Here is an 18,609-nt window from a genome sequence, read left to right on the forward strand (position 1 = left end):
CGGCCCACCCGGCTCAGCTCATCGCCCGGGTCTCCGGGAAGAGCAGGTCCAGGAAGCGTTCCGCGGTGGGCCGTGGCTGGTGGTTGGCCAGCCCGGGGCGTTCGTTGGCCTCGATCACCACGTGGTCGGGGCCGCTGACGTCGGGCACCAGGAAGTCCAGTCCGGTCACCGGGATCCCGATCGCGCGGCTCGCGGCCACCGCGGCCGCCCGCAGGTCCGGGTGCAGCTCGTCGGTGACGTCGTCGATCGTCCCGCCGGTGTGCAGGTTGGCCGTCCGACGGACCTCCAGGCGTTCCCCGCGCGGGAGCACGTCCTCCATCGCGTACCCGGCGGCGCGCACGACGGCCTCGGTCGTGGCGTCCAGCGGGATGCTCGACTCGCCGTGGGTCGCGGCCATGCGTCGTCGGCTCTGCTTCTGGACCAGCGTGCGGACGTCGTCGCTGCCGGTACCGATCACCGCGGCGGGACGGCGCACGGCCGCGGCGACGACCTCGTGGTCGATCACGACGATGCGGAGGTCCTGCCCGGCCACGAGTTCCTCGACCAGCACGTCGGGGCAGTGGGCGGCGGCCTCGGCGACCGCCCTCCGCAGTTCGGCGCCGTCGGCGACGCCGACGGTGATGCCCTTGCCCTGCTCACCCCGGGCGGGTTTCACCACGACGGGGCCGGTCTCGCGGATGAGCTCCTCGGCCGCGGCCAGTCCCGCCGTGTCGGCGCTCGGGTCGCTGCCCAGGTCGATCCCCCGGGGCACCCGGACGCCGGTGCGTTCCAGCAGGCGGCGGGTGACCCGCTTGTCGTCGCAGCGCGACATGGCGACCGCACTCGTCAGCTCCGACAACGACTCGCGGGTCAGCAGCGAACGACCGCCGAAGGTCAGCCTCATCTCCCCCGAGGGGGCGTCGGTGACCTCGACCCGCACCCCGCGCCGCAACGCCTCGTCGGCGATGATGCGCGCGTAGGCGTTGAGCTCGACCATCTCCTCCGGTTTGGGGGAGAACAACGGTTGGTTGATCGGGTTCTTGCGCTTGACCACCACCGGGGGCGCCGGCCGGAAACCCAGGCGGCGGTAGAGGGCGATGGCTCCCTCGTTGTCGTGCAGGACCGAGAGGTCGAGCAACGCCCGCCCGCGGGCGATGTAGCGCTCGACGAGGACCCGGATGAGCGCCTCCCCGGTCCCGCGCGGCGCCGACTGCGGGTCGGCGGCGAGGCACCACAGACTCGTCCCCTGGTCGGGGTCGGCGAACGCGAGGACGTGGTCGACCCCGGTGACGGTGCCGACGATCCGTCGTGTACGGGTGTCCTCGGCCACCAGGTAGGTGAAGGTGCGGGTGCGGTGGTTGTCCCACATCACGTCCGGGTCGGCGGTCACCATCCCGCACGATGCGTAGATCCGGTTCACCTCGTCCAGCTCCGAGCGTTCCCGCACCATGCGGACGAACACCTCGTGGTTGCGGTCACGGGGCGGACGGTAGCGCTGCAGGGACAACCGGAACGTGTAGCTCGGGTCCACGAACAGCTCGTGCGGGGCCAGCCCGACCAGCACCTGCGGGTCGCGCACGTACATGGCGATGTCGCGCCGTCCCGAACCCTCGGCCCGCAACGCGGCCACGACCGCGGTCTGGTCGTTGAAGGTGTGCCCGAACACGAGCCGCCCCCACCCCAGGTCCAGCACCACGTCGCTGCCCATGCCCGCGGTGATGTGGGAGGGCGCCTCCTGCCAGTTGCGGCTGGAGATCGGACCGTCGTAGCCGCGTTGCCGGAGCCCGGCCACCGCCGTCCGACGTCGTGCCTTCGTCCCGCTCATGCGTTGCTGCCCATCCGAACCCGCTCCCCCGTGGCGCTGTCGACGATGTCGGCGGTCAGTCGATGCCGTGCTGCTGCAACCACAGCTCCAGCAGCCCGAGCTGCCACAACTTGTTGCCGCGCAACGGGGTCAGCTCCCCGTTCGGGTCCTGCAGCAGGTGCCGGACGTACTCCGGGCGGAACAGACCCCGGCGCTGCGCGGCCTCGCTGGACAGGGCGTCCCGGACCAGGCCGAGCACCTTGCCCTCCAGGTGCGTGATGGCCGGGACGGGGAAGTACCCCTTGGGCCGATCGATGACCTCGCGGGGGATGAGTTTGCGCCCCACCCGCTTGAGGACGCCCTTGCCCTCCTCGGCCAGTTTCAGCTCGGGCGGGATCTTCGCGGCCAGCTCGACGAGGTCGTGGTCGAGGAAAGGGACCCGGGCCTCGAGCCCCCAGGCCATCGTCGTGTTGTCGACCCGCTTGACCGGGTCGTCGACGAGCATGACCTCGGTGTCCAGCCGCAGCGCCGCGTCGACCGCGGTCTCGGCCCCGGGCCGGGTGAAGTGGGCCCGGACGAACTCGCGGGAGACGTCGGTCGGGGCCAGCCAGCGCGGGTCCAGGACCTCGGCCATCTGCCGGTGGTCGCGGTCGAAGAACGCGCGGGCGTAGGCGTCCACCCCGTCCGCCGGGGCGAGCCCGGCCAGGGGCGGGTACCAGTGGTACCCGGCGAACACCTCGTCGGCGCCCTGACCCGACTGCACGACCTTGATGGTCTGCGAGACCTGCTGGGACAGCAGGTCGAAGGCGACCACGTCGTGGGAGACCATGGGTTCGCTCATCGCCGAGACCGCGTGCCCGAGGGCACCGACCAGTTCGTCGCCGGTGACCCGGATCCGGTGGTGGTTCGTGCCGTAGCGCTCGGCGATCACGTCGGAGTAGGCGAACTCGTCGCCCTCGCGGCCACCCACCGACTCGAAACCGATCGAGTACGTCGCGAGGTCGCTCTGGCCCGCCTCGGCCAGCAGACCGGTGATGAGGCTGGAGTCCAGACCGCCGGAGAGCAGCACCCCGACCGGGACGTCGGCCACGGTCCGCCGGCGGACCGCGACGCGCAACGCCTCGAGGACCGCGTCCTCCCAGTCCTCGGCCGTGAAGCGGGAGAACTCCGCGTCGCGCACGTGGTCCGGCGCCCAGTACCGGTGCTCCCGGGACCGCCCGTCCGCCTCGACGACGCGGACGGTGGCTGGCGGAAGTTTCCGCACCCCGCGCAGGATCGTCAGCGGCGCGGGCACCACCGCGTGCCAGGTGAGGTAATGGTGCAACGCCTCGGGGTCGATGGTCGTGTCCACGTCCCCCGCGGCCAGCAGCGCGGGCAGGCTGGAGGCGAAGCGCAGCCGACCGGAGGTCTCGGCCAGGTAGAGGGGTTTGATGCCGAGGCGGTCCCGGGCCATCACGACGCGGCCGGTGTCGCGCTCGGTCAGCACGACGGCGAACATGCCGACCAGGTGGTCCACGAAGTCGGTGCCCCACCGGTGGTAGGCCTTGAGGATCACCTCGGTGTCGGAGTGCGAGACGAAGCGGTACCCGTGGCCGCGCAGTTCCTCGAGGAGTTCGCGGTAGTTGTAGATGCAGCCGTTGAAGACCGCGGTCAGGCCGAGTTCGGGGTCCACCATCGGCTGCGCACCGCAGGCCGAGAGGTCGATGATGGACAGACGACGGTGCCCGAAGGCGATCCGCCCCTGGGCCCACAACCCCTCCGAGTCGGGCCCCCGCGGCGCCAGGACCTCCGACATCCGTTGGACCGCAGCGACGTCAGCCGCGCGACCGTCGAACGTGATCTCTCCGCAGACACCGCACATGGGGAACCATCCAATCCGATCGTCAGCCGGGGGGCCAGGTGAAACCGCGGCCGCCCAGCACGTGCCCGTGGACGTGGAAGACCGACTGCCCCACGCCGGCGCCGGTGTTGAAGACGAGACGGTACTCCCCGCCGCACTCGGCGTCGGCGATCTGCTGGGCCACCGCGACGAGGCGGGCCAGCGTCTGCGGGGCGGCGGCCGCCAGCTCGGCGACGGACTCGTAGCGCACCCGCGGGATCACCAGGACGTGGACCGGGGCCTGGGGGGAGACGTCGCGGAACGCCACGACCTCGTCGTCAGCGTGCACGATGTCGGCCGGGATCTCCCCGGCGACGATCTTCAGGAACAGGTCGTCGGGGGCTCTACCGCTTCCGCTGCCGCTCATGCCGCCGCACGCTAGCAACGCCGCGCCGACCGCGGGGGGACGAGGCCGGATCGGTACCCGGCCCCGTCCTGCGCCCGCACCGCGGTCCGCGCCGGCTCAGCGCCCGCTGAGCCGGTCGCGCAGCTTGGCGAACATGCCCTGGTGGGCGGGCGACAGCTTGGCGTCCGGGCGGACCTCGCCGCGGATCTCGGCGAGCCGCCGCAGCAGCTCGACCTGCTCGTCGTCGAGGTCGCGCGGCACCCTGACGTCGAGGGTGACCACGAGGTCCCCGCGGCCGGCGCTGCGCAGGTGCTGCACCCCCCGGTCGCGCAGCACGATGGTCTCCCCCGGCTGCGCGCCACCCCGCACGTCGATCTCGTCGACGCCGTCCAGGGTCTCCAGGGGCATCGAGGCCCCGAGCGCCGCCGCCGTCATCGGCACCTCGAGCGTGCAGTGCAGGTCGTCGCCGACCCGGGTGAAGATCGGGTGCTGCCGCTCCCGGATCTCGATGTAGAGGTCCCCGGGCGGACCGCCCGCGGTCCCGACCTCACCCTGCGAGGCCAGCTGGATGCGGGTGCCCGTGTCGACCCCGGCCGGGATGCGCACGTTCAGCGGACGCCGGGCCCGGATGCGCCCCTCGCCGCTGCACTCCAGGCAGGGCGCGGGCAGCACGGTGCCGAAACCACGGCAGGTGGGGCACGGCTGGGCCGTCATCACCTGGCCGAGCAGGGACCGCACGACGCGCTGGACCGAGCCCGCACCGTGGCAGATGTCGCAGGTCTCGGGCTGGGTGCCGGGGCGGCAGCAGGACCCCTGGCAGGTCGGGCAGACGACCGCGGTCTCCACCTGGACGGTCCGCTCCCCGCCGAAGACGGCCTCGGACAGGTCGATGTCCACCCGCAGCAGCGCGTCCTGCCCCCGCTGGGTCCGGCTGGCCGGGCCGCCGCCCCGGCCGCCACCGGCCCCGCCGCCGCCGAAGAACGCGTCCATGATGTCGCTGAAGCCGAAGCCCTGACCGAAGCCGGCCGCTCCGGCCTGGCCGCCACCGCGGTCGTACTGGGCCCGCTTCTCGGGGTTGGAGAGGGTCTCGTAGGCCTGCGAGACCTCCTTGAACCGGTCCCCGGCGTCGGGGTCGGAGGTGACGTCGGGGTGGAGCTTGCGGGCCAGCTTGCGGTAGGCGCGCTTGATCTCCTCCGGCGAGGCATCCCTGCTGACGCCCAGGACGTCGTAGAAGTCGCTCACGAGGTTTTTCGGTCTCCTCTTCGGTTCCGTGACCGCGCGGCGGGGTGCTGCGCGGCAGGGTCAGACGCTCGGGTCGGTGGGTGTCGGTCGGTCAGGTCGCCAGGATGCGGGACACGTAGCGGGACACCGCCCGGACCGCGGCGATGGTCGTGGGGTAGTCCATGCGGGTCGGCCCGAGGATGCCCAGGCGCGCGACGGCCTCGTTCTCGCCGTAGCCGCTGGTCACCACCGAGGTCTCCGGCAACCCGAGGTGCAGGTTCTCCGCCCCGATGCGCACCGAGATGGTGCCCAGCTCCGGACGGGGGTCGGGACGGGGGAAGGTCGTCCCCTCCTCGCTCGTCATCTCCTGGACCAGCCGGAGCAGGACGACGTGCTCCTCCAGCGCCTCCAGCACGCTGCCCAGCGAGGAGGCCAGGTCCGCCCCGGACCGGACCAGGTTGGCCGTGCCCGCGATGACCACCCGTTCCTCCAGGGCGGCCGAGAGGCAGTCCCCGAGGGCGACGACGACCTCGGCGGTCATCGCCTGCTCCTCCGGTTCGGCCTGCTGGACCAGCGCGGTCAGCCCGTCGCGGGCCACCTGCAACCGCCTGCCGACGCTCGCGGAGTTGAGCCGCAGGCGCAGGGCCGTCAACGAGGCGACGAGCGCCGTCTCGTCGGGGGCGGAACGGATCTCCACCACCCGCTGCTCGACCCGACCGGTGTCGGTGATGAGGACGAGCAGCGCGCTGCGCCCCCCGACCGGCACCAGCTCGACGTGGCGCACGGCGGCGCGGGACAGCGACGGGTACTGCACGACGGCCGCCTGACGCGTGATCTGGGCCAGCAGCCGGACCGTGCGGTCGACCACGTCGTCGACGTCGACGGCCCCGTCGAGGAACGTCTGGATGGCCCGCTTCTCGGCCGCCGTCATGGGTTTGACCGCGGCGAGGCGGTCCACGAAGAGCCGGTAGCCCTTGTCGGTCGGGATGCGGCCGGCCGAGGTGTGCGGCTGGGTGATGTAGCCCTCGTCCTCCAGCACGGCCATGTCGTTGCGGATGGTGGCCGGGGACACCCCGAGCTGGTGGCGCTCGACGAGCGCCTTGGAACCCACGGGCTCGTGGGTGGCGACGTAGTCCTCGACGATCGCGCGCAGGACCGCGAGTCGGCGGTCGTCGTAGCTCATCGGTCCTCCCCGCCTGCGTTCCCTCGTCCGCATCGCCCGGTGCGGGCGCCGTGCCGTCCGCGTCGGCTCCGTCCCACTCTCGCACCTGGCACTCGCCGCCGCGAGTGCCAGTCTACCGGCGTGCGGCGCGGCGGCGGACGATCCCGGCCCCGGCGCGGTTAACGTGCCTCGGCGTGAGCCCGACCCCCTTCGAGGACCGCTACGGCCGTGACGTCCTGGCGAGCGACCCCCACGCGCGGCACACCGCCGCCCGCCCGCGGCACCGCGACCAGACCGCCGAACGCGGTCTGCTCGTGCAGGACGTCGAGACCGGGTGGGTCGGTCGGGTGAGCCGGGTCGAGAAGAGCGGCGGATCCCACGTCGTCGCCCTCACCGACGAGCGCGGCCGGAGCCGTTCCTTCCCCCTCGGTCCGGGTTTCTGGGTCGAGGGCGAGCCCGTCCGGCTGGTCGCCCCGCGGGCCGCCGCCCCGCAGGCCCCGACCCGGACGGCCAGCGGGTCGGTCGCGGTCGCGGGAATCGGCGCCCGCACCGCGCGGGCCTCACGCATCCTCGTCGAGGGTCGCCACGACGCCGAGCTGGTCGAGAAGGTGTGGGGCGAGGACCTGCGCATCGAGGGTGTCGTCGTGGAGATGCTCGACGGGGTCGACGACCTCGACGCGGCGATCCGCGCCCTCGACCCCCGCCCGGGTCGGCGGATCGGCGTCCTGGTCGACCACCTGGTCCCCGGCAGCAAGGAGTGGCGGATCGTCGCGGCCGTGCAGCGCAACCCCCACGTCCTCGTGGTCGGGCACCCCTTCGTCGACGTGTGGCAGGCCGTCCGTCCCCAGCGGCTGGGCTGGCAGCGGTGGCCGACCGTCCCGCGCGGGCAGAGCTGGAAGCACGGGATCCTGGCCGAGCTCGGCTGGCCGCACGCCGAGCAGGCCGACGTGGCCCAGGGGTGGAAACGGATCCTGGCGACCGTGCGCAGCTACGCGGACCTCGAACCCCAGCTGCTCGGTCGGGTCGAGGAGCTCGTCGACTTCGTGACCGGGGACGCCTCGGACGGCTGAGCGGGCGGCCCGCCGGGTCCCCCCTTCGTCGCCGATCCGGGCGCGGAACGGTGCTCGAGGTCCTCTCCGACTGGGCCGCAGCGCCTCCCGCCGCGATGATGGTCGGGTACCGCCGAGACCGGAATCACAGCGAGAACACCGAGGAGAGCATCGTGAGCGAGTCCCACCAACCCCCGGACTTCGCCAAGCACCCGCAGGGCGGATCCCACCCGCAGGACGGGCCGCGCCCGCAGGGCACCCCCGGCGCACCGGGGCCCACGCCCGGCGGGTACCCGCCGTACCCGAACTCCGGCGCCGCCCCCGTGGGTGGCGGGTACGGGCCGCGACTGCTCAGCCCCGCCGACCAACGCACCTGGTCGGTGCTCGGCCACCTCTCGTGGATCGCGACGAGCTGGTTCGGGTTGTTGCCCCTCGGCGCGCTCATCGTCTACCTGGTCTTCAAGGACCGCGGGCCCTTCGTGCGCCAGCAGTCTGCCGAGGCCCTGAACTTCACGATCTCGGTGACGCTCTACCTCATCGGCGCGTTCATGGTGGCCACGCTGCTCACGGTCATCACGCTGGGGTTCGGGGTCGTGACGTTCTTCCTCCCCGCCGCCGTGGGGATCGCGGCCGTCGTGTTCTCGATCATCGCCGCGGTCGCGGCCGGCCAGGGCCAGCCCTACCGCTACCCGCTCACCATCCGCTTCGTCCGCTGAGCCGGTGGTCTGCGTCCCTCGCCGCCCCCCGCCGCCCGCGCTGCCGGTGACGACATGATGCGGGCATGCAGGGTTGCGACGTGCCCGAGGTGACGTCCAGCCCCACCGGTCCGGTCACGGCGGCCGGCGGGACCCCGTTCAGCGAGGAGGAGGTCGCCGAGCTGCGCGCCGCCACCCCGGGCGCTGCGCACTCGGCGTACTTCATGAACGCGGGCGCGGCGCTGATGCCGGCCGTGGTCGACCAGGCGGTGCGAGCCCACTGGGACCTGGAATTGCGGCTGGGCGGGTACGCGGCCGCTGCGCACGCCGCCGAGCAGCTGGACGGGGTGTACGGCGGGATCGCCCGGCTCCTGGGCGCCGACCCCGACGAGATCGCCCTCACCGAGAACGCCACGGTGGCCTGGCAGCTGGCGTTCTACTCCCTGCCCCTGCGCCGCGGCGACCGGGTGCTGACCGGGGAGGCGGAGTACGCCGCCAACTACGTCGCCTACCTTCAGCTGCGCCGACGGTCGGGCATCGAGATCGACGTCGTCCCCAGCGACGCCGCCGGCCGGCTGGACGTCGCCGCGCTGGAGGCGATGATCGACGACCGGGTCAAACTCATCTCGGTGACCTGGGTACCCACCAACGGTGGGTTGGTCAACCCGGCCGCGCAGATCGGGCGGGTCGCGGCCCGCCACGGCGTGCTCTACCTGCTGGACGCGTGCCAGGCGGTGGGGCAGATGCCCGTCGACGTCCGCGAGCTGGGCTGCGACATCCTGACCGGGACCGGCCGCAAGTTCCTGCGCGGGCCCCGGGGCACGGGTCTGCTCTACATGCGTCGGGACCTGCTGCAGCGCACGGAACCAGCCATGATCGACCACTTCTCCGCGCCGTGGACGAGCCTGGACGACTACACCCTGCGCCCCGATGCCCGGCGGTTCGAGACCTGGGAGAACGCCTACGCGCTGCGGGCCGGGCTGGGTGCGGCCGTCGGGTACGCCCTGGACCTGGGTCTGGAGCGCATCCAGGCCAGCGCGTGGGGGGCTGCGGACCGGGTGCGCCGCGGACTGCGCGGCATCGACGGTGTGCAGGTGCTGGACCTGGGAGAGCGCCCGTGCGCCCTCGTGTCCTTCCGTCTCGACGACCGCCCGGCCGACGAGGTCGTGCGCGCAGCCGAGCGTGCCGGTGTGGTCATCGGGGTCAGCGCGCCGGGCAGCACCCTGCTGGACGCCCGTCGACGAGCGCTCCCCGTCATCAACCGCGCCTCACCCCACTACTACACCAGCCAGGAGGACATCGACCGGCTGCTGGACGTGGTGGAGACGCTGGCGCGCACCTGAACCCGCCCGCGGCTACCCGAGCGCCCGGAGGAGGTCGTTGCGGGCGACCGGGTCTCCCGCAACGGGGGCGAGCGAGACGGTCGTGACACCCGCGGCCGCGTAGTCGTCGAGGCGCCGCCGCATCCCGGCCACCGAGCCGACGAGGCAGGTGGCCTCGAGGAACTCCCTCGGCACCGCGAGCGCCGCCTCGCGGTGGCGACCCGCGAGGAAGTGCTCCTGCACCTCGTCGACCGCCGACGCGAAACCCAGTCGTCGCCCGAGGTCGGCGTAGAAGTTCTGCTCGCGCGAACCCATCCCGCCCACGTAGAGCGCGACGTGACGGCGCAACGGCAGTTCCGCGACGGTGCGTTCCTCCCCGCGGCCCTCCACGACGAGGGCCGGGACGGTGGCGCAGATGTCGTACTCGACGTTCCGGGTGCGGCGGGACTGCCCGGCCCGCAACCGGTCCAGGGACGCCGAGCAGTCGTCGGGGCAGAGGAAGACGGGCAGCCAACCGTCGGCGATCTCCCCGGCGAGCTCGACGTTGCGGGGGCCGACGGCGGCGAGGTACACGGGCAGGTCGTCGCGGGGAGCGGGTTGCATGAGCCGCAGCGGGGTCCCGGGACCGTCCGGCAACGGCAGCGTGAACTCCGACCCCGAGTAGGAACTCGGCTGCCGCGCGAGGAGCTGACGGACGACGTCGACGTACTCCCGGGTGCGGACCAGTGGTCGGGCGAACCGCTGGCCGTACCAGCCCTCGGAGACCTGCGGGCCGGAGACCCCGAGCCCCAGCCGGAACCGCCCGCCGGACAGGACGTCCAGGGTCGCGGCCGTCATCGCGGTCATCGCCGGGGCGCGGGCGGGGATCTGCATGACCGCCGAACCGAGCCCGATGCGGGTGGTGCCGGCGGCCAGCCACCCCAGCACGCTGACCGTGTCCGTACCGTAGGCCTCGGCCACCCAGACCGAGTCGAACCCGTTCTCCTCCGCGGCCCGCGTCAGGGCGAGGGCCTCGGCCGCCGCCTCCGCCGGGGAGGGACCGGTCAGGTATCCGAGGTTCAGCCCGAGGCGCATCCGAGGACGCTACCCCCGTGCCGTCACCCGCCGACGACCAGCGCTCCCGGGTCCGAGGGCGCGGGGGTGAGGAGGCGGTGCACCACCGTGTCGGCCAGCAGCCGGCCGCGTCGGGTGAGCCGGACCCGGCCGGGACGGGCCGCCGGTTCGAGGAGTCCGTCGAGCAGCAGCTGGGCGGCGGCGACCCGGACGTCCCAGTCGGCCGGGTCGAAGCCTTCCGCGAGCCGCGACCGGAGCAGCACGTCCTCGGTCCGACGGTCGTCGGCGGAGAGGATCTCGCGGGCGTGGCCGGGGCTCGACCCCTCCGCGAGACGTCCGGCGTAGGCGGTGGGGTGCTTGACGTTCCACCAGCGGACCCCGGCCACGTGGCTGTGCGCACCCGGGCCGACCCCCCACCAGTCCCCGCCCCGCCAGTAGGCCAGGTTGTGGCGGCACTCGTGCGCGGGCGTACGAGCCCAGTTGCTGACCTCGTACCAGGAGTACCCGGCGACGCTCAGCGCGTCGTCGACCACCTCGTACTTGTCGGCCTCGTCGTCGTCGGACGGTTGCTCGACCTCCCCCCGCCGGATGCGGCGGGCCAGCCCGGTCCCCTCCTCGATGATCAGCGCGTAGGCCGAGACGTGGTCGGGGTCGCAGGCGAGGGCCGCGTCGAGACTGCGGCGCAGGTCGTCGACGCTCTCCCCCGGGGTCCCGTAGATGAGGTCGAGACTGACGTCGAGACCGGCGGCGCGGGCCCAGGACACCGCGAGCGGGACCCGTTCGGGATCGTGGGTCCGGTCGAGGACGGCGAGGACGTGCGGGACGGCGGACTGCATCCCGAAGGACACCCGGGTCACGCCTCCCTCACGCAGCGCGAGGAGGCTCTCCGCGGTCACCGAGTCGGGGTTGGCCTCGACGGTCACCTCGGCCCCGGGGGCGAGGCCGAACGTCTCGGCGATGCCACCGAGCAGGCGGGTGAGGTCGGAGGGCGGCAGCAGGGTCGGGGTACCCCCGCCCAGGAACACCGTCTCGGCGGGACGGAGCGGGCCGAGGGCGGCCAGGACCCGTCCCGCCAAGGTGATCTCGGCCGTCGCCGTGCCCGCGTAGGCGGCCTGCGAGCCACCGCCCCCGAGTTCGGTGGCGGTGTAGGTGTTGAAGTCGCAGTACCCGCACCGCACCCGGCAGAACGGGACGTGCAGGTAGACCCCGAACGAGCGCCCTCGCAGGCCCTCGGGGCCGAGACCGGACCGGACGGACGCCGGGAGGGACCCGTCGCGAGGGACGGGATCACCGTCGGGAAGAGCACCGGCCACGAGCGCCATCCTCTCTCATCGTGCGACGATCCCCGGACAGGAGGACCCTGCCCCGCATGGGATCGATGGCGGCCGGTGCGGGCGGGGTCAAGCGTCAGGGTCAGCAGCTGGGTCGGAGCGCGGAGGACTTCGCCCACCGCCACGAGGCGGGCCTGAAACGGGTCGGCCGGGCGGGGGTGGCCTGCGAGGGACTGGTCTACCTGCTGGTCGGGTGGCTGGCCCTGCAGATCGCGCTCAGGAGCGGGGGCGGGAGCGCGGACACCTCGGGCGCCCTGGCCACCATCGCGGGCAACCCCTTCGGCAAGGTGCTGCTCGTCGGTCTGGTGCTGGGATTCCTGGCCATGGTGGCCTGGCAGGCCGTGGTGGTCGTGACCGGGGAGAAGACCTCGCGTCGGATCGCCGCCGCCGTGAAGGCCGTCATCAGCCTGGGGTTGGCCGTCTCCTGCCTCAGGCTGCTCACCGGGGGCGCCGCCTCCTCGAGCGGGCAGTCCCAGCAGAGCGCCACCCAACGTCTGCTCGAGGCCCCCGGTGGTCCGATCCTCGTGGTGATCCTGGGACTGGCCGTGATCGGTTTCGGGGTCTACACGATCGTGCAGGGCGTCAAGAAGAAGTTCGAGGAGAAGGTCGAGGGCTCGCTCGGGTCGGGGCTGACCGCCCTCGGCGTCGCCGGGCACGTCGCGCGGGGTGCCGCGTTCCTGGTGGTGGGCGCCCTCATCATCGTGTCCTCCCAGGGCGACACGGCCAAGTCCCGCGGGTTGGACTCGGCCTTCCGGGAGATCGCCGCCCAGCCCTTCGGCACCATCCTGCTGATCGTCGTCGCCGCCGGGGTCGCGTGCTTCGGCCTGTTCCAGCTGCTGACCGCACGTCGGCGCGCCCGCGCCTGAGCCCGACGGGGCCCGCAGCCGCCCGACACACCCGAGCTGGTGAGGCTGACCTCACGTTCGGGTGATCGGGAGTGCAGACTAGGGGGGGCAGACGGTTCGACCTTCAAGTTCACCGGCCGGGCTGCCGTAGGTCTGTCGATAGCCCGTCGGTCGGAGGAGCCCCAACCCGTGAGCCGCTCGATCATCACCGAGCAGGACATCCGTGACCATGTCCTGCGCCTGGGCGAGAAGCACCCGCCGATCCGCCTGGACTCCGTGGACCGGACCGTCAACGACCCGTGGGCCGTCCGGTCGGGCTTCGGGCACGTCATCGACTACCTGGCCCGGGTCGAGCTCGAGGTGGACCGCAACGTCCTGGAGCTGCTCTCCCTCCTCCCCGACGTCTCCGAGAACGACCGCCTGTTCTACGCCGACGTCTGGCAGCCGCAGGAGATCCAGCACGGCCTCGTCCTCGACCGGCTGCAGCAGGACATCGACATGGCCCCGGCCGACCCGCAGGTGGACGTGATCAACCCCAAGATCCGGATCCTCGGGGCGCTGTCGCACCTGAAACCGATCCACGAGGTCGCCCGGCTGCTCTACTACCTGACCGGGGCGGCGACGGAGAAGTCCGCGGTCCTCGCCTACTCGCTGCTGGTCGAAGGACTCGACGGGCTCGGGGAGCAGGCGATCTCCAAGACCATCGTCCAACCGATCCGGCGCCAGGAACCCGGGCACTTCGCCTTCTACCGGCTCTCGGCCACGCAGATGATCCAGCAGAACGTCCTCGCCCCGTGGCAGATGCGACTGGCCCGGGTCCTGCGCCGCAAGTCGTTCAGCCCGGTCGGCGCGCACACCGCCGAGTACCGGGCCCAGTTCGGGGCGATCATGACCACGCTGGGCCTGGACAAGACGATCATGGACTTCGCCTCGCAGCTCAGCATCGTCGAGCGCGAACTCCTGCACGCCCGCGACCAGGGGATGAAGGTCCCGCCCTACATCCTGGCCGCGCTGAAGGACTGCCTGGAGCAGTTCCGCGCGCAGGGTGAGTCGATGTTCGGCCCGCGGACGGCGGCGCTCTGAGTTCCGAGACCGACCCCTGGTCGCTGTCCCTGGTCGCCCGGGTCGAGAAGAACCCCTCGCCCGCGCACACCGACGTCCTCGTCGCGGCCGCCCGAGCGGTCGTCCTGCTGCTGGCCGACCCCCGGGTGGCCGACCCGGACGACCCGCTGCACCACGCGGTCCGGGCCTGGCGCGACCGCCGGATCCGCAAGATCTGCCGACGGGCGCGGGGTGCCCGGTTCGAGCGGACCGCCGACCTCCCTCACGTGGAGGCCCGTTCGGGCCTCGCCGTCGTGCGCGCGTTCGCCCCGCACCCGCGCGACGACGTCCCCGATCTGCTCCGGCCCCTCCAGGTGGGCGGCCTGGACCTCACCGACCCCGACGACCTCGACCAGCCCGGTCCCGAGGGCGTGCTCACGATCCGCCTCACCCCCGGCGTGGGCATGACCACCGGCAAGGCCGCCGCCCAGGTGGGTCACGCCGCCCAGCTGGCCTACGAGAACCTGCCCGCCGCCCCCGCGTGGGCCGCGACGGGTTTCGGGATCCGCGTGATCACCGGCGCCCCGGTCCTGCCCGTCGCCGAACGCGTCGACGTCGCCGACGGAGGTTTCACCGAGGTGGCGCCGGGAACGGTCACGGCGAGCGCGGGGTTCGAGACCGTCTCCTAGAAGGGAGGCTCGTCTCCCGGCCAGCTCGACGTGGCGCCAGCGGCCTCCCGCCTCTGGTGGGCATCGCGGTGCTCGAATACGTACAGCGTCTTCTGCCGGTGGTGCCGGCAGCAGGAGGCGTGCAGGTTCGAGCGGACCGTCCGTCCGCATTCCTCGAACGGGATCTCGTGGTCCAGGTCGCAGTCGATCGCAGGCACCAGGCAACCCGGCGTGGTGCACGTCCTATCCCTCGCCTGCACGAAACGACGCAACGAGGCGCCGGGGCGGTAGACCCGCGGGGACACGTTGAGGACCTCGCCCGACACCGGGTCGGTGAGGACCCTTCGCCAGTCCCCGTCCGCAGCCAACGCGCGGGCCAGAGCGCCGGGAACCGGACCGATCCCGGCGACCTCGCCCGGTTCGTCGTCCAACCCCAGCAGCGTCCGCGCGGCGATCGTGACGTGGACGGTGGTGGAGGAGGCGGGGCGGTGGGTGCGGACGTGTTTGACCGGGTTCACCTCACCGGGCTCCGCCGGCGTGGTGGGGTCGGAGAAGGCGGGGACGCCGTCGCGCATGGCGGTGGTGAGGACGTCGGTGAACACGTCGGCGCGACGTTGCTGATGGGTGCGGTGGTCCTGGGTACCAGCGGCTCGGGCGTGGTCGGCGGCGGCGTCGGCGGCTCTGGTGAGCCAGCGGTCGAAGCGGAGGGCGACGTCCTTGCCGACCAGGGCCGTGAGGTGGGTGGACAGGCCGGAGTCCTCACCGGTGTCGCAGAGGTCGACGCTCACGTGGCGGTTCGCGTCCACGACCCGGACGGTGGCGGGGACGTGGTCGGGGGTGATTCGGCGGATGACCTTGGTGCAGTGCCGGGTCAGTTGTTGAGGGGTCGGATGATCGGCGGCGACGTAGGCCAACGCGCTGCGCGTGAGTTCGGCCCGCGCCGCGGCCAGGGCGTCGCCGTCGAAGACGGGTTCGCCGAACGCCCCCACCCGAACCCCCACAATTCCCCTGGCCGGAACGAGGGTGGCTTCCCGGGCGGCGAGACGGTCGTGGGCCCGACGGATGACCGCGCGGTGGGTGGACGAGATGGCTCCGGCCCGGTAGGCGTCGTGCAGGACCGGGTCGGCCAGCGCGTCGAGGGCATCCCCGACCTGACCGACGGCTTGCAGGTGGGAGAGGTGCCGCGCCTCCGCGAGGATCATCGCGGCCACCTCGGCGATGAGGTGGTCGAGGAGTTCGGGGGTGAGTTCCTCCCCGTCGCGGGTGCAGCCGAGGTCGCGGGCGCGGACCACGTCGGGGTGCTCGCGGCGGACCCAGTCGAGCAGGGCGATCACGGCGTCGATGGCCGTCGCGTGGCCGGTGGAGCGGAGCCGTTCGGAGGCCTGCAGCAGCTCGGTCAGGGCATCGCGGGGCATCAGCTGCTCCCCCATGTCCACCTGCCCGACACCCGATTCCACGACCTCCGCACTCATGTGCGAATTCTAATCGAGCACCCCGTCGTGATCAACAGATGCGAACTCGAGATACGCTGCATCGCAACGGTTCACCGATCCCTTCGGCGTTCGGGGTGTCACCGACCTGCGGCACCGTGTTCGGGGGACGCTCTTAGTTCTCGTCGACCGCGAACGGCCCCAACCCCGCGCCCAGCAGCCGGTCCAACCGGGCGGGGTCGAGGACGTGGTCGCGGACCAGGTAGGTCGCCCCGGCGATGCCGGAGCGGGAGCGGTACCCGGTCGGGACGATCCGGAGTTTCCGGGTCGTCAGGGGCAGCGAACGTTGGTAGATGCTCTCCAGCACGCCCGCCATCAGGTGGTCACCGCTGGCGCTGAGGAGACCGCCCAGCACGATGACGTCGGGGTTGAGCAGGTTGGCGGAGAACGCGACCGCCTCCCCCAGGATGCGTCCGGCCGCGCGCAGGCGGGTCACGGCGTCGACCTCGCCGAGCTTGGCCTGCCGGGCGACGTCGCGGGCGTCGTGCATCTGCGGATGGGAGTCCCCCCGCAGGTCGCGGGCCAGCGCCCACCCCCCGACCAGGGATTCCAGGCAACCCCGGTTCCCGCACCGGCACTGCGGGTCGCCGTGGCCGCCGACGTGGGCGTGGCCGATGTCGCCGGCGACCCCCTGGGCCCCCCGGTTGACGCACCCGTCGATCACCATGCCGCTGCCGACCCCGGTGCCGATCTTCACGTAGAAGAGGTGCGAGACCTGGGGCCAGAACCGGTGGTGCTCGGCGACCGTCTGCACGTTGACGTCGTTGTCGACCAGCACGGGAACCTGCCACGTACGGCGCAGATGACCGCGGATGTCGAAACCGTCCCAGCCCGACATGATCGACCAGCCCGAGACACGTCCGGCGCGGAAGTCCACCGCCGCGGGCAGGCCGAGGCCGATGCCCGCCACCGGAACCCCGAGCAGGTCGCTCTCCTGCAGGGCCTGGCGGGCCGCGGTCGAGATGGTCTCCAGCAGTTCCTCGGGACCGTCGTCCAGGCGCAGCGTCAGCACCCGCTCGGCGAGGATCGCGGCGTCGAGGTCGGTGATGGCGACCCGCGTCCGCTCCTCGCCGACGTCGATGCTGATGACGACCCCGGCCCGGGGGTTCAGCCGCAGCGCCCGGGACGGGCGACCACCGGAGGAGACCAGTTCCTCCGACTCGAGGACCAACCCGCTGGCCAGCAGCGGCTGCAACCGTTGACCCAACGTCGAGCGGGCCAACCCCAGCGCCTCGGCCAACGCGGTTCGCGTCCGGGCCCGACCGGAGGTGATGAGCTCCACCGCCCGACCGGGACCGTCGTCGGCCCGCCACGAGCTCACCGCTGCCACCACGAACTGCCTCCTCCGCCTCGTCGCGTTCTGGACGTCAGCTTACTTACGTCGACAGTCGTCCGTAAGTGGCAATTCGAGCGTTGACAGCCGACGTAAGCGCCGAGCAGACTTCGATCACCGGCCAGGGAACGCAATGTGGCGGCAGCCGGTCACCGCCGACCTCGGGTCGGCGTCACAGGAGGAATCGATGAAGATCGTCCGCACCCAGCGTCGTGCAGCCGCCCTCGGCTTCAGCCTCGTCGCCACGCTCGGCCTCGCCGCCTGCGGCGGGGACGCCGGCACCGGCTCCACGGGCGACGGCGCCATCGAGGTCTCCCTGATCACGAAGGAGTCGACGAACCCGTTCTTCGTCGCGATGCAGAAGGGCGCCCAGGCCGAGGCCGACAAGGAGGGCGTGAAGCTCACCATCGGCGCCGGCAAGGAGGACGGCGACGAGGCCACCCAGATCCAGCTCATCGAGAACGCGATCGCCGCCGGTCAGAAGGGGATCATCATCACCCCGAACGGTCCGGGCATCAACAGCGCGCTCGAGAAGGCCCGCGAGGCCGGCCTCTACGTCATCGCGCTGGACACCCCGCCGGACCCGGCCGACGTCGTGGACATCACGTTCGCGACCGACAACTTCAAGGCCGGCAAGCTCATCGGGGAATGGGCCAAGGGTCAGCTCGGCGGCAAGCCCGCGACCATCGCCCTGCTGGACGCGTTCAACGACAAGGTCGTCTCGGTCGACTACAACCGCGACCAGGGTTTCCTCACCGGCATGGGCATCGAGACCAACGACCCGAAGGTCAACGGGGACGAGGCGCCCACGGGTGACTACGACGGCGGCACCTACACCATCGTCTGCAACGAACCCACGCTCGGCGCCGAGGACGGTGGCCGGACCGGCATGGAGAACTGCCTCACCAAGAACCCCGACATCAACGTCGTCTACACGATCAACGAACCTTCCGCCGTGGGCGCGAACAACGCCCTCAAGGCCGCGGGGATCACCGACGCCATCATCGTCTCCGTCGACGGCGGGTGCGACGGGGTGAAGGAGGTCACCGACGGGGTGATCGGGGCGACCTCGCAGCAGTACCCGCTGAAGATGGCCGAACTCGGTGTCAAGGCCATCGCGGCGTACGCGAAGGACGGGACCAAGCCCACGACCAGCCCGGGCCTCGACTTCTTCGACACCGGGGTGACCCTGGTGACCGACAAGCCCGTGGACGGTGTCGAGTCGATCACCTCCGAAGAGGGCTCGAAGGTGTGCTGGGGCTGACATGAGCACCACCGCCCCCGGAACCGGAACCCCTCCCCGGACTGCAGCGGAGGAACTCGCGCGTCGGAGTCATACTCCGGCGCAACGGATCCAGCACGTCCTGCACTCCTACCCCGCGGTCAGCCCC

The 18,609-nt window shown here is 72.3% G+C and carries 16 protein-coding genes; 7 read left to right on the forward strand and 9 right to left on the reverse strand.

The window, feature by feature from the left end; genetic code table 11:
- Nucleotides 1–13: 13 nt before the first annotated feature.
- The 5 genes from ngg to hrcA all read right to left on the reverse strand — a co-directional run bounded on the left by ngg (nt 14) and on the right by hrcA (nt 6,412).
- Complete coding sequence (ngg, locus tag ACFFKU_RS13540; protein WP_380138673.1) at nt 14–1,804, reverse strand: N-acetylglutaminylglutamine synthetase; 1,791 nt, start codon at nt 1,802–1,804, stop codon at nt 14–16.
- 55 nt (nt 1,805–1,859) lie between these two features.
- Nucleotides 1,860–3,644: an N-acetylglutaminylglutamine amidotransferase gene (locus ACFFKU_RS13545; protein ID WP_380138674.1), complete on the reverse strand. Its 1,785-nt coding sequence runs from the start codon at nt 3,642–3,644 to the stop codon at nt 1,860–1,862.
- A gap of 22 nt (nt 3,645–3,666) precedes the next feature.
- Nucleotides 3,667–4,029 (reverse strand): histidine triad nucleotide-binding protein, encoded by a 363-nt coding sequence (locus tag ACFFKU_RS13550; RefSeq protein WP_380138675.1) that lies wholly within the window; start codon nt 4,027–4,029, stop codon nt 3,667–3,669.
- 96 nt (nt 4,030–4,125) lie between these two features.
- Complete coding sequence (gene dnaJ, locus ACFFKU_RS13555) at nt 4,126–5,250, reverse strand: molecular chaperone DnaJ (RefSeq protein ID WP_380138677.1); 1,125 nt, start codon at nt 5,248–5,250, stop codon at nt 4,126–4,128.
- A 91-nt stretch (nt 5,251–5,341) separates the two neighbouring features.
- Nucleotides 5,342–6,412: a heat-inducible transcriptional repressor HrcA gene (hrcA, locus tag ACFFKU_RS13560; protein ID WP_380138678.1), complete on the reverse strand. Its 1,071-nt coding sequence runs from the start codon at nt 6,410–6,412 to the stop codon at nt 5,342–5,344.
- Between the two features lie 173 nt (nt 6,413–6,585).
- On the opposite strand from hrcA, the gene ACFFKU_RS13565 reads away from it, so the two are divergent.
- The 3 genes from ACFFKU_RS13565 (at nt 6,586) to ACFFKU_RS13575 (ending at nt 9,478) form a co-directional block, all read left to right on the forward strand.
- Nucleotides 6,586–7,461 (forward strand): DUF3097 domain-containing protein, encoded by an 876-nt coding sequence (locus ACFFKU_RS13565; RefSeq protein WP_380138679.1) that lies wholly within the window; start codon nt 6,586–6,588, stop codon nt 7,459–7,461.
- Nucleotides 7,462–7,613: 152 nt separating this feature from the next.
- Nucleotides 7,614–8,156 (forward strand): DUF4870 domain-containing protein, encoded by a 543-nt coding sequence (locus tag ACFFKU_RS13570; protein ID WP_380138680.1) that lies wholly within the window; start codon nt 7,614–7,616, stop codon nt 8,154–8,156.
- A gap of 203 nt (nt 8,157–8,359) precedes the next feature.
- Nucleotides 8,360–9,478 (forward strand): aminotransferase class V-fold PLP-dependent enzyme, encoded by a 1,119-nt coding sequence (locus ACFFKU_RS13575; RefSeq protein WP_380138727.1) that lies wholly within the window; start codon nt 8,360–8,362, stop codon nt 9,476–9,478.
- 12 nt (nt 9,479–9,490) lie between these two features.
- Here the strand turns inward: ACFFKU_RS13575 and ACFFKU_RS13580 are convergent, their stop codons facing one another.
- Both ACFFKU_RS13580 and hemW read right to left on the reverse strand, forming a co-directional pair.
- Nucleotides 9,491–10,531, reverse strand: a complete 1,041-nt coding sequence (locus ACFFKU_RS13580) for an LLM class F420-dependent oxidoreductase (protein ID WP_380138681.1) — start codon at nt 10,529–10,531, stop codon at nt 9,491–9,493.
- A gap of 23 nt (nt 10,532–10,554) precedes the next feature.
- Nucleotides 10,555–11,823, reverse strand: coding sequence for a radical SAM family heme chaperone HemW (gene hemW, locus ACFFKU_RS13585; RefSeq protein WP_380138729.1), 1,269 nt, complete (start codon nt 11,821–11,823; stop codon nt 10,555–10,557).
- 56 nt (nt 11,824–11,879) lie between these two features.
- Between hemW and ACFFKU_RS13590 the strand changes: the two genes are divergently transcribed.
- The 3 genes from ACFFKU_RS13590 to ACFFKU_RS13600 all read left to right on the forward strand — a co-directional run bounded on the left by ACFFKU_RS13590 (nt 11,880) and on the right by ACFFKU_RS13600 (nt 14,416).
- Nucleotides 11,880–12,707, forward strand: a complete 828-nt coding sequence (locus tag ACFFKU_RS13590; RefSeq protein ID WP_380138682.1) for a DUF1206 domain-containing protein — start codon at nt 11,880–11,882, stop codon at nt 12,705–12,707.
- A gap of 168 nt (nt 12,708–12,875) precedes the next feature.
- Nucleotides 12,876–13,769 (forward strand): GTP-binding protein LepA, encoded by an 894-nt coding sequence (locus ACFFKU_RS13595; protein WP_380138684.1) that lies wholly within the window; start codon nt 12,876–12,878, stop codon nt 13,767–13,769.
- A 125-nt stretch (nt 13,770–13,894) separates the two neighbouring features.
- Nucleotides 13,895–14,416, forward strand: coding sequence for a hypothetical protein (locus ACFFKU_RS13600; protein WP_380138686.1), 522 nt, complete (start codon nt 13,895–13,897; stop codon nt 14,414–14,416).
- Here ACFFKU_RS13600 and ACFFKU_RS13605 read toward each other — a convergent pair.
- Nucleotides 14,413–15,867 (reverse strand): hypothetical protein, encoded by a 1,455-nt coding sequence (locus ACFFKU_RS13605; RefSeq protein ID WP_380138688.1) that lies wholly within the window; start codon nt 15,865–15,867, stop codon nt 14,413–14,415. The two genes, ACFFKU_RS13600 and ACFFKU_RS13605, sit on opposite strands and share 4 nt — an antisense overlap.
- A 133-nt stretch (nt 15,868–16,000) precedes the next feature.
- Entirely contained in the window at nt 16,001–17,218 is a 1,218-nt protein-coding gene (locus ACFFKU_RS13610) for an ROK family transcriptional regulator (protein WP_380138689.1), read from the reverse strand.
- A 187-nt stretch (nt 17,219–17,405) separates the two neighbouring features.
- Here ACFFKU_RS13610 and ACFFKU_RS13615 point away from each other — a divergent pair, with 187 nt between their 5' ends.
- A complete protein-coding gene (locus tag ACFFKU_RS13615) occupies nt 17,406–18,482 on the forward strand; it encodes a substrate-binding domain-containing protein (RefSeq protein ID WP_380138691.1) in 1,077 nt (358 codons plus the stop codon).
- Nucleotides 18,483–18,609 lie beyond the last annotated feature (127 nt).

Origin of the sequence: Kineococcus gynurae (genome assembly GCF_042433995.1) — a bacterium.
Lineage (GTDB): Bacteria > Actinomycetota > Actinomycetes > Actinomycetales > Kineococcaceae > Kineococcus > Kineococcus gynurae.

Coding starts and splice junctions, on each gene's coding strand:
- ACFFKU_RS13575 (WP_380138727.1), top strand. CDS start 8,360: ATGAACGCGGGCGCGGCGCTGATGCCGGCCGTGGTCGACCAGGCGGTG.
- hrcA (WP_380138678.1), bottom strand. CDS start 6,412: ATGAGCTACGACGACCGCCGACTCGCGGTCCTGCGCGCGATCGTCGAG.
- ACFFKU_RS13550 (WP_380138675.1), bottom strand. CDS start 4,029: ATGAGCGGCAGCGGAAGCGGTAGAGCCCCCGACGACCTGTTCCTGAAG.
- ACFFKU_RS13580 (WP_380138681.1), bottom strand. CDS start 10,531: ATGCGCCTCGGGCTGAACCTCGGATACCTGACCGGTCCCTCCCCGGCG.
- ngg (WP_380138673.1), bottom strand. CDS start 1,804: ATGAGCGGGACGAAGGCACGACGTCGGACGGCGGTGGCCGGGCTCCGG.
- ACFFKU_RS13615 (WP_380138691.1), top strand. CDS start 17,406: ATGAAGATCGTCCGCACCCAGCGTCGTGCAGCCGCCCTCGGCTTCAGC.
- ACFFKU_RS13545 (WP_380138674.1), bottom strand. CDS start 3,644: ATGTGCGGTGTCTGCGGAGAGATCACGTTCGACGGTCGCGCGGCTGAC.
- ACFFKU_RS13590 (WP_380138682.1), top strand. CDS start 11,880: ATGGGATCGATGGCGGCCGGTGCGGGCGGGGTCAAGCGTCAGGGTCAG.
- ACFFKU_RS13605 (WP_380138688.1), bottom strand. CDS start 15,867: ATGAGTGCGGAGGTCGTGGAATCGGGTGTCGGGCAGGTGGACATGGGG.